Origin of the sequence: Mesorhizobium silamurunense, from assembly GCF_014843905.1 — a bacterium.
Taxonomy (GTDB): Bacteria; Pseudomonadota; Alphaproteobacteria; order Rhizobiales; family Rhizobiaceae; genus Mesorhizobium; species Mesorhizobium silamurunense.
In genome coordinates this window covers 1-13,637 of the sequence record NZ_LPVS01000051.1, presented here as the reverse complement: position 1 = coordinate 13,637, position 13,637 = coordinate 1, and the positions used below count along the sequence as shown (strand labels likewise).

Genomic DNA, 13,637 nt, shown 5'->3' with positions numbered 1-13,637 from the left:
GGCCGATTTACTGCGCCTGCAGCATTTCGGTCCACATGTCTTGCATCTTCTTGTCGAGATTGGCGTTCGGCGCCGGATAGGCCTGGGCGCGGGCGAGGAAGCCGGGCTGCTCGTCGAAGCGCAGGATCTTCTTCTGTTCGTCGGTCAGCGCCGCCTTGCTGTTGGCGGGCATGCCCCAGTAGCAGGACGAGGTGGCAAGCCGCGCCTGGCCTTCCGGGCTCATGATGTACTGGATGAATTTCAGTGCCATGTCCTTGTTCTTGGAATCCTTGAACATGGCGAGCGACTGCGACCAGAGCACAGCACCCTCTTTCGGGATCGAGAAGTCGAGCGCCGGGTTTTCCTTGGCAAGGCCGGCCGTCACCCATTCGCCGCCGCCGACCAGTATGTCGACCTCGCCAGTGGCCAAAGCGGTCTGGCTGGCGGTGACTTCGCCGACCAGCTTGGCGTTCGCCTTCATCTTGAGGAGTTCCGCCTTGAGGGCGGGAAGGTCGGCCTCGGTGAGATCGGCGGTCTTCTTCCCGATGGCCAAGGCGGCCATGCCGATCACCGGCAGGTAGTAATCGTAGATCGCGATCTTGCCCTTGTATTTGTCGCCGGTGAGCGAGGCCAGCGACTCCATGTCGGCCGGATCGACCTTGGTCTTGTTGAAGCCGATCGTGTTGTAGCCGAATTTTTCGGTGATGCCGTAGCGCTTGCCGTCGACGATGGTGGACTTGTCCATCTTCACCTCCGGGAAGAGGTCGGCGAAGGGCAGCTTTTCCTCGGGCAGCGGTTCGAATAGGCCTTTCTCGACACCGCGCGGCACATCGATGGAATCGATCACCATCACGTCCCAGTCGCCCGGCTGCGATTGGGCGACGATGGCGAGACCGGCGCCGGTGCCCTCGAATTCCTTGACGTTGACCTTGACGTTGTTGGCTTCCTCGAAGGGCTGCAGCAGCGCCGGGTCGGAGTGGTCGCACCAGATCAGCGCGTTGAGATCGGCAGCTTGAGCGCCGCCCGCTGCTATGAGCAGCGCCGTGGCCGCGCAGGCGGCTCCGAGACGTGACTTCAGGGTGGAAAGCGGATTCCGGGCATTGATGGTCATCGAGTGTTCTCCCTGCCTTGCTGGCTTGTTGGAGAAAAGTTGAACCAATTCTAAAATTGAGTCAATTATGATTTTGTGGCAGGGAGACCGATATGAGCGGATTGCGCGAACGGCAGAAGGCGGACCGGCACCGACGCATCATCGATGCGGCGACCGAGCTTTTCCGCGAGGCCGGCTATGAAGGCGCCAAGATGGAAGCCATCGCCGCGCAGGCCGAGGTTTCGATCGGCACCATCTACAATTACTACCAGAACAAGGGCGACATCCTCGGCGCCATCGTGTCGATGGAGGTCAACGAGGTGCTGAATGCCGGGCGAGGGGTGGTCGGCAGCCCGCCCGCCAATGTCGGCGACGCGCTGGACACGCTGATCGGCATCTATATCGAGCACTCGCTGAATTATCTGAGCAAGGAGATGTGGCGACAGGCGATGGCGATCTCGACGCAACTGCCCGACAGCCCCTTCGGCCAGGCCTATACCGCGCTCGACCGGGCGCTCACCGAACAGATCCGCGCGCTGATCCAGCGCCTGCAGGAGATCGGCCTGGTGCGCGCCGACATAGACGGGCCGGCGGTGGGCGAGCTCATCTTCAACAACATGAACATGATGTTCATCGAATTCGTGAAGCGCGACGAGGCAAAGATACCGGAGTTGCGCGCGGCGATAAGAAGGCAGAACCGGATTCTGGTGTGGGCGATCGGGCTATGAGACGATCGAGGGCGAGGGGAAGAACGGCTCACTGCTGCCGCAGCATCCCTTAGCGGTTGATCAGCCACAGGATCCCTGAGAGCACGACACTGATCAATATTCCGGTGGTGATCGGAACGTAGAGCCTGAAGTTCTCATGCTCGATCACGATGTCGCCTGGCAGCCTGCCAAGGCCGACCCGGGTCACCCAGGGCCACAGCAGGCCTAAGGCAACTATGCAGAGACCAATGACGATCAGTGTTCGCGACATGGCAGCATCCTGCCGGAAATAGCCTCCTGCCAGAGATATAGTGACAAAGGGGCTTGCAGGCAGGGCCTTCCCTCTCGATGTATCCCCTTGAGTTGAGGTTGAAAATCTGATACAACCTAAAAGGGTACAATGGGAGGGGTTGGATGCAGATTTCCATTTGGCATTGGGCAATCGTGCTGTTGCTGATCGGCGTGCCTGTTTTCTTTGCCGTTCGGTCGGCCGCAAAGCCGTCACAGAATCCAGCGGGTCTCGTGGGGTTTGAAGGCTGGTTGTTGCTGCTGGCGATTGGTCAGTGCTTGGCACCTTTCCGCACGCTGGCTGAGCTGTTCTCCTCGAGCGAGGGTTACCAGCAGCTTATGCTGCTGCCCAATGGTCCTTTGGCCGTCTGTGGCGAGATCGTGCTATTATTGGCGTTTGCGGTGCTTCAGGTGGTTGTGCTCTTCGCAATGCTGCGGCGCAGCCCTCGTTTCAAGCGTCTGTTCCTTTATCAGTGGATTGCGATCCCGGTCGTCGTCGCACTCGATGCGGTTTGGACCTCTACGATTCTAAGCGCGCCAATCAGCCAGGTTCTCGCGGGAGAAGCGCTGGTCGCACTTATCGCAGGATTTGTTCTGACCGGGATCTGGGTAGCTTATGTCTACAAGTCCGTGAGGGTTAGGAATACCTTCGGCGGAGCGGCAACCAGCGAGGTTGTAACGGCCTCGTAGTGGGCTGTTCTGGCTGTTTGTAAGTAAGCTTGTGCGATCCCGCGGCGCTGAAATCGGATCGTCCTCAAATGTCGGACAGATTCACCACCTTCGTGGCGTGATGCCTACCTCTATTGGAGCAGACAAGGAGACGATCGATAGTTCGCCTCGGGGGCTACAATTGCCGCTTGGGTTTCGCGGTCACCCGAGACGGAGGAGATTATGAAATACCTGGTAAATTGGAACGAGCGGCCACAGGGATCGGCGATTGAATACGAGAACGTCCAAAAGCGCATCCTGAAAATCTTCCAGCACTGGGAAATACCCAGCGAAGTCAAGGTGCATGCCTTCGTGGCGCGAGTGGGCGAATGGGGAGGAAGCATGCTGCTCGAGGCAGATGACCCGTTGATAATCCACAAAATGTGTTCGACCTTCCCAGCGTTCCAATTCGACGTCCATCAGGTCATCGACGTTCCGGACGCGGTCCGCGTCGAGATGGAGGCTATCAAATGGCGGGATGAACTTCCTTCGTGAGCGGCAGCAGACGATGCCGCGCATTCGAGGCGTCGCGCAATCTACGGCCGAACGGTTTGTCGCGCGGGACGTCAGCGTCAAAACGAGCGATCAGGATGACGCCCCGCGGTTCGCAACTCTGCCGGCCAAGCCGCGTGGTCCATTAGCAACCTAAAACAGAGTTTTGTCTTTACTGGCGCATCAGATGTGCTACCGGAGCGCCGTGCCCTTGTAGCTCAGCTGGTAGAGCAGCGGTTTTGTAAACCGAAGGTCGCGGGTTCGATCCCTGCCGGGGGCACCACTCCTGTACATGCTGAAAAACGGCGCGCCGCTTCTTACATCTTTGTCAGGTGCAATCGCATCGAACGGGGTGCCGCATGATCAGATTCGTCATCATCCTGCCGCTCATCGTCGTGACCTGGCTTCTCCTGGTGAAGGCCGTCAGCGATTTGAAGAAAGCCAACATCGACTGGACCGGCGTTGCCACTTTCGTCGGCTTCATCGCGCTTGCGTTCTGGCTGAGGCACATCACGGGGATGGGGTGAAAGAACGAGTGGTGAGTAGTGAGTAGGCAGTAGGCAGTAGTGAATAGGGCGGCTCGGCCGGCGCTAATGCTGACTATTCACTACTGACTACTCACCAATCCCTACCCACTAAAAACCTCGTCCTTCCGCGCCTTCATTGCTACGTCGGCAGAAGGGGTGGCCTCGAAAGACTCGAGCCGTTTCCGGCCCCTCGAAAAAATCTGAAAAAGCCGTCGAACCTTTTTCTTGCGCCCAACGACAGAAGATCAAGAGGCGGATGGATCGCCTCGGTCACGAAACCAAGGAGATCATCATGTTTAAGCGCACGCTCGTTTCGGCCCTCATCGCCACCACCGTTGCCGCCGGCTCGCTGGTCGGCACCGTCCAGCCCTCGGCCGCCCATGACCATCATCACCGCCGTGAGCTCGGCATCGGCATCGCCGCCGGCGTCGGCGGGTTTGTCCTGGGCAGCCTGCTTGCCCAACAGCAGCCGCGCACCGTCTATGTCGAGGAAGACGGTTACGACGGTTCCTGGCATGTCCGCCGCTGCTACGCCCGTTACGCCAGCTACGATGCCGGCTCGAACACCTACATCGACCACGACGGCTATCCGCACTACTGCCGCCTCTAAAGGCGACCGTCTCAGCAACCGGAAGAGGGGCCTCGCGGCCCCTTTTCGTTTAACGTTAATGCATGTCTCCCGAAAGTGGGAACCGGTTTCGGGATAAAGACATGCGTAAAATCAAAAACTTAAAGCGCATGGAGCGAATCTGAAAGATCGCGACGCGCTTTAGGGGGTCTCGATAGGCAATCCGGCGCTGCGGCAGGCGCCGACAACGACAAGCCCGGCATTCGACGCTTCATCGCCCAGCGCGACGAGTTCGAAGCTATTGCCGGCATCCGGGTAGATCCTGGCAATGAAAGGTTCGCCGTCGCCGGAGCCGCCTGACGGGCGCCTGGCGTCGACATGGCCGCACGCCACGATCTCCCGGCGGCCGTTCAGCGTCCGCACACCGGCTAGCATCGTGCCGAACTTGGCGGAGACAGGATCCTTCAAGTGCTGGCGGACGCCGGCGGTGATGATCTCCTCGAGGGCGAGCGAGATCGGTATGGGATCGACGCGCTGGCTGCCGGCATCCGGTCGGGGTGCCGCCGCCATGCATCCGCAAAGTGAAGCGGCGAGCAAGAGTAGAACCGTTTTCCGCATCCATGCCCTTTCGCATGCATGCGAATGCCGCGGCAAGACGGTCGGGCCCCATGCAGCCGGCGGTGTACAGCGATTTTGCGAACGTTTAGTCTGGTTCCTCGACGGCCAATTGGGGGAGGGAGCCTTGGACAATCAGGAGCCGAAGGAAGACCGGATCGAGCCGGTTTTTCGCAATGGCACGGTCACCGCCGTCGGCATCCTGCTGGCGTTTTCGCTGGGCTTCATCACCCATTGGGCCGCCAACCCGATCCCGTGGCAAACCTATCATCTGCTCGCCGTGGTGCCGATCCTCGTCGGCATTGCTTTGCAGATGCGGGCGCTGGCCATGCTGCTCGACACGAAGTCGCTGCAGCCGTCGATCTATGCGCGCGCCAACCGTATCTTCATCACCGGGCTCGTCTTCACAGCCAGCGGCGTCGGGCTGGCGATCCTGCTCGATTTTTTCGACATAGCGGCCAAGAGCGCGCTGCCCGGCGCATGATCCCGAAATCGCTTTTTGCTTCGCTGACCTCCGGTTCGGAAAGGATCATGCGCAATTAAGAACTTTCGCAGTCAGTAGGCTTTCACACCGCCGATCATCTTGGTCACCTCGGCCGCGGCCTCGCGCACCAGTGGGCCGATCTCCGCCAGACGCTCGGGCGTGACCCGCACTGTCGGACCGGAGACCGAAACGCCGCCGATCGGCTCGCCGAACTCGTCGAAGATGGCGGCAGCCACGCAGCGCATGCCGGGATGGCGTTCCTCGTCGTCGACCGACCAGCCGCGATGCTTGATGGTCGCGAGATCATGGGCCAGGGCCGAAATGTCGGACAGCGTCTTGTCGGTGTAGCGCTGCAGGCCGGCCTTGCGCAGGATGGCGGCGACGCGTTCCGGCTCGAGATGCGCCAGCACCGCCTTGCCGATGCCCGACGCGTGGAAAGAACTGCGCGTGCCCGGCCGGAAGAAGGCGCGGATCGCCTGATGCGTCTCGACCTGGCTGACGAAAACGACGCAATCGTCTTCGGCGACGCCGAGATTGGCTGTCTCGCCGGTCTTTTCCATCAGTTCCTGCATGACGATGCGGGCACGGTCGACCAGCTTGCGGCGGCGCAGGAAAGCCGCGCCCATGCGGTAGGTCTCGACGCCGATCGACCAAAGCTGGTCGGAACTGTCGAACTCGACCATGCCGTGGTTCTCCAGCGTCGTCAGCATGCGATAGGCGGTGGAGGCGGCGATGCCGCTGCGCGCCGCGATCTCGCTCAACGACAGGCCGCTCGCCTCGGCGACGATCGCCAGGATCCGCAGCGCCCGGTCGAGCGACTGCACAGAGGTCGCCTCGGACGGGCCGTTGAAGGCGCGTGGCCGCCCGCGCTGGCGTTTTTCCGTGTTTTCCATGCGCGCATTCTGGCCGATTTCTGGCCAAGCGCAATGAAAAAGTTTTTCACTATTCCCGCGGAGCGATTTTCTGGAAAACAAAAAGTTCAGCGGAATCAGTGTATAAGAGCCGTTTTCTAGAAATGAAAAAATCTTCTGAAAAAATTGAAAAATCGGAAGCGCGCTGGCATTCTCAAAGCCAACCAACGAAGTGGAGGCTGGACATGGCCAGGATGCGCGCTGTCGACGCTGCGGTTCTCGTTCTCGAAAAGGAAGGCATCACCAATGCCTTCGGTGTGCCGGGCGCGGCGATCAACCCGCTCTATTCGGCCCTGAAGGCAAGGGGCACCATCCGCCACGTTCTCGCCCGGCATGTCGAAGGCGCCTCGCATATGGCCGAAGGCTATACGCGGGCCAAGGCGGGCAATATCGGCCTCTGCATCGGCACGTCGGGGCCTGCCGGCACCGACATGATCACGGGCCTCTATTCGGCATCGGCCGACTCCATTCCGATTCTCTGCATCACCGGGCAGGCGCCGCGCGCCCGCCTGAATAAGGAGGATTTCCAGGCCGTCGACATCGCCGCGATCGCAGCACCCGTCGCCAAATGGGCGGTCACAGTCATGGAGCCTTACCTGGTGCCGATGGCGTTGCAGAAGGCCTTCCACCTGATGCGCTCCTCACGGCCCGGCCCGGTTCTGATCGACCTGCCGCTCGACGTGCAGCTTGCCGAGATCGAGTTCGACATCGACGCCTATGAGCCGCTGTCCGTCTTCAAGCCGGCGATGACGCGCGCCCAGGCCGAGAAGGCGCTGGCGATGCTCAACGAGGCGGAAAAGCCGCTGATCGTCGCCGGCGGCGGCATCATCAACGCCGACGCTTCCGATTTGCTGATCGAATTCGCTGAAGTCACCGGCGTGCCGGTCATCCCGACCCTGATGGGCTGGGGCGCAATCCCCGACGACCACCGGCTGATGGCCGGCATGTGCGGCCTGCAGACCTCGCACCGCTACGGCAATGCGACGATGCTTGAAGCCGACTTCGTCTTCGGCATCGGCAACCGCTGGGCCAACCGCCACACCGGCTCCGTCGACGTCTACACCAAGGGAAAAAAGTTCATCCACGTCGACATCGAGCCCACCCAGATCGGCCGCGTCTTCGCGCCGGATCTCGGCATCGTCTCCGATGCGGGCGCGGCGCTGAAGATTTTGCTCGACGTCGCTACCGAGTGGCGGACGGCCGGCAAGCTGCGCGACTGGTCGGGCTGGGCCAAGGAATGCCAGCAACGCAAGAAGACCATGAAGCGCAAGACGCATTTCGAACAGGTGCCGCTGAAGCCGCAGCGCGTCTATGAGGAGATGAACAAAGCCTTTGCTCGCGATACCACCTATGTCACCACGATCGGCCTGTCGCAGATCGCCGGCGCGCAGTTCCTGCATGTCTACAAGCCGCGCAACTGGATCAATTGCGGCCAGGCCGGGCCTCTCGGCTGGACGCTGCCGGCGGCACTCGGCGTGCGCGCCGCCGATCCCGATCGCGCAATCGTGGCGCTCTCCGGCGACTACGACTTCCAGTTCATGGTCGAGGAACTCGCGGTCGGCGCGCAGCACAAGCTGCCCTACATCCACGTCGTCGTGAACAACGCCTATCTCGGCCTGATCCGCCAGGCGCAGCGCGGCTTCTCGATGGATTACGAGGTGAGCCTTGCCTTCGAGAACATCAACCGCGCCGACGATCCGGAGGCCGGCTACGGCGTCGACCATGTCGCGGTCGCCGAAGCGATGGGCTGCAAGGCGGTCCGCGTGCGCAAGCCGGGAGAGTTCGCCGGCGCCTTCAAGGAAGCGCAGCGGCTGATGAAGGAGCACCAGGTTCCGGTCGTTCTCGAATTCATCCTCGAGCGCGTTACCAACATTTCCATGGGTAGCGAAATCGACAAGATCACCGAATTCGAGGAGCTTGCCGAACGCAATGAGGATGCGCCGACGGCCATCATGATGTTGGATTAGGTCCGGCGGAAAGAAGGAGAAAAAGAATGCCGCGTTTTTCAGCCAATCTCTCGATGCTCTTCGGCGAGCATGAGTTCCTCGACCGCTTCGATGCCGCCGCGCGCGCCGGCTTCAAGGGCGTCGAATATATCGGCCCCTACGACCATGCGCCCGACGTCGTCGCCGCCCGGCTGAAGAAGAACGGCCTGACCCAGGTTCTCTTCAACCTGCCCGTAGGCGACTGGGCAAAGGGCGAGCGCGGCATTGCCGTGCTGCCCGACCGGGTACCGGAATTCCGTCAGGGTGTTGCCAAGGCGATCTCGTATGCGCACGCGCTGGGCTGCGAACAGGTCAACTGCCTTGCCGGCATTGCGCCGCAGGGGACCGACCGTACCGTGCTGGAGAACGTCTTTGCCGAGAACCTCGCCTTCGCGGCCGAGAAGCTGGAGCAGGCGGGCATCAAATTGCTGATCGAGCCGATCAACACCCGCGACATTCCCGGCTTCTTCCTGAACCATACCGACCAGGCGCTGGCGCTGATCGACCGCATCGGCTCGAAGAACGTGTTCCTGCAATACGACATCTATCACATGCAGATCATGGAGGGGGATCTCGCCCGTACCATCGAGACAAACCTCGGCCGCATCGCGCATATCCAGCTTGCGGACAATCCCGGCCGCCACGAGCCGGGGACGGGCGAGATCAACTACCCCTTCCTCTACGACCACATCGACCGCCTCGGCTATTCCGGCTGGATCGGCGCCGAATACAAGCCGAAGGCCGGCACCGAGGCAGGGCTAGGTTGGTTCCGCGCGTTTGCGGGGCAGGGTAGCGCGGCGGCTTAAGAGCCGGCGACGAAGCTGCCAATCTCCCCACCTGTGGGGGAGATGGCCGGCAGGCCAGAGGGGGGCGCGAAGGAACGCGGCCTCAACAAATTTTGACGGAGAACAACAATGGAAACCATCGGTTTCATCGGACTGGGCATCATGGGCGCGCCGATGGCGGAGCATCTGCTCGACGCCGGCTATCCGGTCGTCGCCAGCGACCATCGCTCGAAGCCGCCGGCCGATCTCGTCGCCAAAGGGCTGAAGACCGTCACCGGTCATGACGCGGTGGCCAAGGCCGCCGACATCATCATCACCATGGTGCCGGACACTCCCCAAGTGGCCGACGTGCTGTTCGGCGAGAACGGCGTCGGCTCGGGCCTGTCCAAGGGCAAGCTCGTCATCGACATGAGCTCGATCTCGCCGATCGCCACCAAGGAATTTGCCAGGAAGATCAACGATCTCGGCTGCGACTATCTCGACGCGCCGGTGTCGGGCGGCGAGGTCGGCGCCAAGGCGGCCTCGCTCACCATCATGGTCGGTGGCGAGGAGAAGGCCTTCGAACGCGCCAAGCCCGTGTTCGAGAAGATGGGCAAGAACATCACGCTGGTCGGGCCGAACGGCGTCGGCCAGACCACCAAGGTCGCCAACCAGATCGTAGTCGCGTTGATCATCGAGGCGGTCGGCGAAGCCCTTGTCTTCGCCTCGAAGGCGGGCGCCGATCCCGCAAAGGTCAGGCAGGCGCTGATGGGCGGCCTCGCCGCCTCGCGCATCCTCGAAGTGCATGGCGAGCGTATGATCAAGCGCACCTTCGCGCCGGGCTTCCGCATCGAATTGCACCAGAAGGACCTCAACCTGGCGCTCGAGGGCGCCAAGACGCTTGGCGTTGCGCTGCCCAACACCTCGACGACGCAGCAATTGTTCAACTCCTGCGCGGCCAATGGCGGCGCCAAGGAAGACCATTCAGCGCTGGTCAGGGCACTGGAGCGGATGGCGGGACATAATTTAGGGGAGTAGGGGAGTATGGGACGATCAGCGTCTGCTCCTTTCCCCTACTGCCCTACTGCCTTATTGCCTACTCCCCCAAAAACTTCCTCGCCGCATAAAGGCTGACCGCCGCCGCGTTCGACACATTGAGCGATCGGATGGCGCCGGGCATGTCGAGCCGGGCAAGTGCAGTCACCGTCTCGCGCGTCTTCTGGCGCAACCCTTTGCCCTCGGCCCCAAGCACCAGCGCAATCTTGTCGCCAGCAAAGCTCTTTTCCAGCTCGGCCGGCCCGTCTGAATCGAGCCCGATGGTCTGAAAGCCGGCCTCATGCAGCTGTCCCAGCGCATCGGCGAGATTCTTCACTTCGATCTGGTCGATATGCTCCAGCGCGCCCGATGCCGATTTCGCCAGCACGCCCGATTCCTGCGGGCTCTGGCGCGCCGTGGTGATCAGCGCGCCGGCGCCGAAGGCGACCGCCGAGCGCAGGATCGCGCCGACATTGTGCGGGTCGGTGACCTGGTCGAGCACCAGCACCAGCTTCGTGTCGCCGAGCGCGTCGAGGCGCTTGGCCTTGAGCGGTTCAGCCTCGATCAGCACGCCTTGGTGCACGGCGTCCGACCCGGTGATCCTGTCGATGTCCTTAGGCTCGACCAGCTCGGCCTTGAAGGGCAGGGCGGCAAGATCGCCGATTGCCAGCCTCTCCGCGGCGTTTCGCGTCACCAGCATCCTTCCGATCTTGCGCCGGGGATTGTCGAGCGCCGCACGCACCGTGTGCAGGCCATAAAGCCGCACCAGGCCGTCGGCCGCAGCCTCGCCCGGCGGCACCGGCTGGCGCGGCCGGAACGCCGGTGCGCCGCCGGCTTTCTGGTCGCGATGCGCGCGCCTCAGCTTGGCGTAGTGGGTATCCTTAGGGGTGCCCGGCTTGTTGCTTTTGTTGTCGCTCATGCGGCTTCTATAGCTGTCCCGTCCGGCTAAGGATACCGGCTGCGAAAATGAATGCCGAACATCGTCGAAAAACCCTGGCCGCGCCGGTTGACACCCACCGGCCTTGCCGCCATAAGGCGCATCGCTGATTTCGGAGAAGATGCTTACTCGGGCTCCGGATCGGCGCGAATGCCTCGTTGCATGGCTCCGGCGGCAGACTGGAGAGGTGCCCGAGTGGTTAAAGGGGACGGACTGTAAATCCGTTGGCTTAGCCTACGTTGGTTCGAATCCAACCCTCTCCACCACTGCCGGTCCGGAAGCCCTGAAACGAAAAAGTCTCGGACCGAAAGTGCATGGCGCTTTTCGGGTGAATCCGGTACTTCAGTGTAAGGCGCGGGTATAGCTCAGTGGTAGAGCAGCAGCCTTCCAAGCTGAATATGCGGGTTCGATTCCCGCTACCCGCTCCAGATTTCCATCCGCATCGCCGTTCGCACGAAAACGCCGCGCGCCGCGGCGCGCAGCGCATTCCGTTCAATCCTGCCGCCTAGCTGTTGAAGGCCGAGGCGACCTGGTGGTTCTGCGGCATCTGGCCGTTCGGCGTCAGCTTGTCGACGATGCCGGGCAGCGCCGTGGGCCATCGTCGGCGGGGTGATCTTCAGCGCTTTCGGCGCATCGGGCGTCACCGGCCTCAACATCTGGAGCCTGATCGTCGCCGTCATCGGCTCGGTCGTCGTGCTCTGGGCCTACCACCAGATCAGCGGCAAGCGCTGTAGAAGGAAAGACGAAACCCGCAGCCAGTCTGGTTGCGGTCGATCGTCAAATTTGGGCGGTCGCGGCGTGCGATCGCGATGGCGGCATATTGGCATTGGATCGGCGCGATCGGACAGCCTTAGGCGACGACCGCCAGACGCCGACGCCTTTCATCGAGCGAGACGATGGCGAGGCCGCTGCCGATGACCAGCAGGATGCCGCAGACGGCGAGCGCGTTCGGGAACTGGCCGAACACCAGCAGGCCGGAAATCACCGCCCAGACGGTGAAGCAGTAGAAGAAAGGCGCCACCGCGCTGGTCGGTCCGACACGATAGGCCATGAAGATGAAGAAGTGGCCGAAGATCAGGAACAACCCAGCGCCTGCGATCAACAGCAGATGATGGCCCTCGGGCATCACCCATTGCTCGGACACGAGATGTGCAGCGCCTGACCCGGCCAGCACCACCAGGACCGCGGAGATGGCGACGATCATGCCGGGCACCTCGGCGCCGACCTTGCGTCCGGCGAGGTCGCGCACGGCGGCAAAGGCCGCATTGCCGAGCGCCAGCAGGGCGTAGACTGATATGCCTTGCATTGTCGGCTGCGCGACCATGACGGCGCCGACAAAGCCAAGGCCGATCAGCGCCATGCGAAGGGCGCCGATCTTCTCGCCGAACAGGATCGAGGATCCGACCAGCACGATAAGCGGCGTGATCTGCCCGAGCGCCGTCGAATCGGCGATCTGCATGTTGGCCAAAGCCACGACGTAGCAAAGGATCGCAGCCAGCTCGCAGAGGTTCCGGCGCAGCACCCTGCGTTCGAAAAGCAGCGGGATCTGCCTGCCATAGCCCAGCATGAAAAGCAGCGGCATGCCCCAGAGCGTGGCGGCCGCGCCGCGCAGCAGCAGCACCTCATAAGGCGGCAGCCCTGCGGTCGCGAGCTTCATCATCGTGTCGTTGACGAGGTAGGATCCCGTCGAGACGATCATGAACAGCGGACCGCGGATATTTGCCGGAATGAACTGCATCTGCCGAAGAAATCAGAGGCGTGCCGCGGCGGCAATGGGCCAGTTCCGGCCGATCGGGCGTCTATGCGCGCGAAGCTGTCGATGAGGTGGCCGAAGCGCGTCAGGCCGCGACTATTTGATTTCGCCTGTCGCGGTCCTATATCCGCGCTATATCCCTGAAATCGGATCGTTGGTTCGGGTCGAGCAAAGAACGCTCAGCCACAAGGCACTTGTGTTTTTCGGCCGTTGTCGCTAATCGCCCCGCATTCGACTGAACTGAAGGTCAAGGCCGCCCAAGGAAAGAGACTATGGCAAAAGGTAAATTCGAGCGCACCAAGCCGCATGTGAACATTGGCACGATCGGGCACGTCGATCATGGCAAGACGTCGCTGACGGCGGCGATCACGAAGTATTTTGGCGAATACAAGCGCTATGACCAGATCGACGCGGCGCCTGAAGAGAAGGCGCGCGGCATCACGATCTCGACGGCGCATGTCGAGTATGAGACGGCCAACCGTCACTATGCCCACGTCGACTGCCCCGGCCACGCCGACTATGTGAAGAACATGATCACCGGTGCCGCCCAGATGGACGGCGCGATCCTGGTGGTTTCGGCCGCCGACGGCCCGATGCCGCAGACCCGCGAGCACATCCTTTTGGCCCGTCAGGTCGGCGTGCCCTCGATCGTGGTGTTTTTGAACAAGGTCGACCAGGTCGACGACGCCGAGCTGCTCGAGCTTGTCGAGCTCGAGGTTCGCGAGCTGTTGACCAAGAACGAATTCCCCGGCGACGACATTCCGATCGTCAAGGGCTCGGCGCTGGCAGCGCTT

At 61.9% G+C, this 13,637-nt stretch carries 16 protein-coding genes, 3 tRNA genes and 1 pseudogene; 14 read left to right on the top strand and 6 right to left on the bottom strand.

The window, feature by feature from the left end; genetic code table 11:
- Positions 1-7: 7 nt before the first annotated feature.
- On the bottom strand, positions 8-1,090 hold the full coding sequence (locus tag AU465_RS13950) for a polyamine ABC transporter substrate-binding protein (protein WP_192248160.1): 1,083 nt from the start codon (positions 1,088-1,090) through the stop codon (positions 8-10).
- A gap of 92 nt (positions 1,091-1,182) precedes the next feature.
- On the opposite strand from AU465_RS13950, the gene AU465_RS13945 reads away from it, so the two are divergent.
- Complete coding sequence (locus AU465_RS13945) at positions 1,183-1,797, top strand: TetR/AcrR family transcriptional regulator (protein WP_192248157.1); 615 nt, start codon at positions 1,183-1,185, stop codon at positions 1,795-1,797.
- Positions 1,798-1,846: 49 nt separating this feature from the next.
- Here the strand turns inward: AU465_RS13945 and AU465_RS13940 are convergent, their stop codons facing one another.
- The gene (locus AU465_RS13940) at positions 1,847-2,047 is read right to left on the bottom strand and encodes a DUF2905 domain-containing protein (RefSeq protein WP_192248154.1); all 201 of its coding nucleotides are present in this window, start codon (positions 2,045-2,047) and stop codon (positions 1,847-1,849) included.
- A gap of 143 nt (positions 2,048-2,190) precedes the next feature.
- Between AU465_RS13940 and AU465_RS13935 the strand changes: the two genes are divergently transcribed.
- From AU465_RS13935 to AU465_RS13915, 5 genes are all read left to right on the top strand, one after another.
- Entirely contained in the window at positions 2,191-2,754 is a 564-nt protein-coding gene (locus AU465_RS13935) for a DUF2569 family protein (RefSeq protein WP_192248151.1), read from the top strand.
- A 201-nt stretch (positions 2,755-2,955) separates the two neighbouring features.
- The gene (locus AU465_RS13930; RefSeq protein WP_192248148.1) at positions 2,956-3,267 is read left to right on the top strand and encodes a DUF3303 domain-containing protein; all 312 of its coding nucleotides are present in this window, start codon (positions 2,956-2,958) and stop codon (positions 3,265-3,267) included.
- Positions 3,268-3,471: 204 nt separating this feature from the next.
- Positions 3,472-3,547: transfer RNA gene (locus AU465_RS13925), tRNA-Thr, on the top strand.
- 76 nt (positions 3,548-3,623) lie between these two features.
- On the top strand, positions 3,624-3,791 hold the full coding sequence (locus AU465_RS13920; RefSeq protein WP_192248145.1) for a hypothetical protein: 168 nt from the start codon (positions 3,624-3,626) through the stop codon (positions 3,789-3,791).
- A 292-nt stretch (positions 3,792-4,083) separates the two neighbouring features.
- On the top strand, positions 4,084-4,401 hold the full coding sequence (locus AU465_RS13915; protein ID WP_192248142.1) for a BA14K family protein: 318 nt from the start codon (positions 4,084-4,086) through the stop codon (positions 4,399-4,401).
- Between the two features lie 159 nt (positions 4,402-4,560).
- Here the strand turns inward: AU465_RS13915 and AU465_RS13910 are convergent, their stop codons facing one another.
- Positions 4,561-4,929 (bottom strand): hypothetical protein, encoded by a 369-nt coding sequence (locus AU465_RS13910; protein WP_246506089.1) that lies wholly within the window; start codon positions 4,927-4,929, stop codon positions 4,561-4,563.
- 172 nt (positions 4,930-5,101) lie between these two features.
- Here AU465_RS13910 and AU465_RS13905 point away from each other — a divergent pair, with 172 nt between their 5' ends.
- Entirely contained in the window at positions 5,102-5,458 is a 357-nt protein-coding gene (locus AU465_RS13905; protein WP_192248136.1) for a hypothetical protein, read from the top strand.
- Positions 5,459-5,529: 71 nt separating this feature from the next.
- On the opposite strand, the gene bhcR is transcribed toward AU465_RS13905, so the two are convergent.
- Complete coding sequence (gene bhcR, locus AU465_RS13900; RefSeq protein ID WP_192248133.1) at positions 5,530-6,351, bottom strand: HTH-type transcriptional regulator BhcR; 822 nt, start codon at positions 6,349-6,351, stop codon at positions 5,530-5,532.
- A gap of 203 nt (positions 6,352-6,554) precedes the next feature.
- Between bhcR and gcl the strand changes: the two genes are divergently transcribed.
- The 3 genes from gcl to AU465_RS13885 all read left to right on the top strand — a co-directional run bounded on the left by gcl (position 6,555) and on the right by AU465_RS13885 (position 10,156).
- Positions 6,555-8,336, top strand: a complete 1,782-nt coding sequence (gene gcl / locus AU465_RS13895; protein WP_192248130.1) for a glyoxylate carboligase — start codon at positions 6,555-6,557, stop codon at positions 8,334-8,336.
- Positions 8,337-8,362: 26 nt separating this feature from the next.
- Positions 8,363-9,160, top strand: a complete 798-nt coding sequence (gene otnI, locus AU465_RS13890; protein ID WP_192248126.1) for a 2-oxo-tetronate isomerase — start codon at positions 8,363-8,365, stop codon at positions 9,158-9,160.
- Between the two features lie 108 nt (positions 9,161-9,268).
- Positions 9,269-10,156: a 2-hydroxy-3-oxopropionate reductase gene (locus AU465_RS13885; protein WP_192248123.1), complete on the top strand. Its 888-nt coding sequence runs from the start codon at positions 9,269-9,271 to the stop codon at positions 10,154-10,156.
- A gap of 58 nt (positions 10,157-10,214) precedes the next feature.
- Here AU465_RS13885 and AU465_RS13880 read toward each other — a convergent pair whose 3' ends face one another.
- Complete coding sequence (locus tag AU465_RS13880) at positions 10,215-11,072, bottom strand: TrmH family RNA methyltransferase (RefSeq protein WP_192248120.1); 858 nt, start codon at positions 11,070-11,072, stop codon at positions 10,215-10,217.
- A 199-nt stretch (positions 11,073-11,271) separates the two neighbouring features.
- Here AU465_RS13880 and AU465_RS13875 point away from each other — a divergent pair.
- The 3 genes and pseudogenes from AU465_RS13875 to AU465_RS13865 form a co-directional block, all read left to right on the top strand.
- A tRNA-Tyr gene (locus AU465_RS13875) sits at positions 11,272-11,356 on the top strand.
- 88 nt (positions 11,357-11,444) lie between these two features.
- Positions 11,445-11,518: transfer RNA gene (locus AU465_RS13870), tRNA-Gly, on the top strand.
- Between the two features lie 166 nt (positions 11,519-11,684).
- Positions 11,685-11,819 (top strand): annotated as a pseudogene (locus tag AU465_RS13865) (GlsB/YeaQ/YmgE family stress response membrane protein); the annotation flags it as partial.
- A 121-nt stretch (positions 11,820-11,940) separates the two neighbouring features.
- Here the strand turns inward: AU465_RS13865 and AU465_RS13860 are convergent.
- Positions 11,941-12,828 (bottom strand): DMT family transporter, encoded by an 888-nt coding sequence (locus tag AU465_RS13860; RefSeq protein ID WP_192248117.1) that lies wholly within the window; start codon positions 12,826-12,828, stop codon positions 11,941-11,943.
- A gap of 287 nt (positions 12,829-13,115) precedes the next feature.
- Between AU465_RS13860 and AU465_RS13855 the strand changes: the two genes are divergently transcribed.
- On the top strand, positions 13,116-13,637 hold a 522-nt coding region (locus AU465_RS13855; protein WP_192248114.1), incomplete at its 3' end, for a GTP-binding protein.

What these genes read in the sequence shown, in the direction of transcription:
- AU465_RS13940 (WP_192248154.1), bottom strand. Translation starts at nt 2,047, where the DNA reads ATGTCGCGAACACTGATCGTCATTGGTCTCTGCATAGTTGCCTTAGGC.
- AU465_RS13920 (WP_192248145.1), top strand. Translation starts at nt 3,624, where the DNA reads ATGATCAGATTCGTCATCATCCTGCCGCTCATCGTCGTGACCTGGCTT.
- AU465_RS13950 (WP_192248160.1), bottom strand. Translation starts at nt 1,090, where the DNA reads ATGACCATCAATGCCCGGAATCCGCTTTCCACCCTGAAGTCACGTCTC.
- AU465_RS13935 (WP_192248151.1), top strand. Translation starts at nt 2,191, where the DNA reads ATGCAGATTTCCATTTGGCATTGGGCAATCGTGCTGTTGCTGATCGGC.
- bhcR (WP_192248133.1), bottom strand. Translation starts at nt 6,351, where the DNA reads ATGGAAAACACGGAAAAACGCCAGCGCGGGCGGCCACGCGCCTTCAAC.
- AU465_RS13930 (WP_192248148.1), top strand. Translation starts at nt 2,956, where the DNA reads ATGAAATACCTGGTAAATTGGAACGAGCGGCCACAGGGATCGGCGATT.
- AU465_RS13880 (WP_192248120.1), bottom strand. Translation starts at nt 11,072, where the DNA reads ATGAGCGACAACAAAAGCAACAAGCCGGGCACCCCTAAGGATACCCAC.
- AU465_RS13910 (WP_246506089.1), bottom strand. Translation starts at nt 4,929, where the DNA reads ATGGCGGCGGCACCCCGACCGGATGCCGGCAGCCAGCGCGTCGATCCC.
- AU465_RS13915 (WP_192248142.1), top strand. Translation starts at nt 4,084, where the DNA reads ATGTTTAAGCGCACGCTCGTTTCGGCCCTCATCGCCACCACCGTTGCC.
- AU465_RS13860 (WP_192248117.1), bottom strand. Translation starts at nt 12,828, where the DNA reads ATGCAGTTCATTCCGGCAAATATCCGCGGTCCGCTGTTCATGATCGTC.
- gcl (WP_192248130.1), top strand. Translation starts at nt 6,555, where the DNA reads ATGGCCAGGATGCGCGCTGTCGACGCTGCGGTTCTCGTTCTCGAAAAG.
- AU465_RS13945 (WP_192248157.1), top strand. Translation starts at nt 1,183, where the DNA reads ATGAGCGGATTGCGCGAACGGCAGAAGGCGGACCGGCACCGACGCATC.
- otnI (WP_192248126.1), top strand. Translation starts at nt 8,363, where the DNA reads ATGCCGCGTTTTTCAGCCAATCTCTCGATGCTCTTCGGCGAGCATGAG.
- AU465_RS13885 (WP_192248123.1), top strand. Translation starts at nt 9,269, where the DNA reads ATGGAAACCATCGGTTTCATCGGACTGGGCATCATGGGCGCGCCGATG.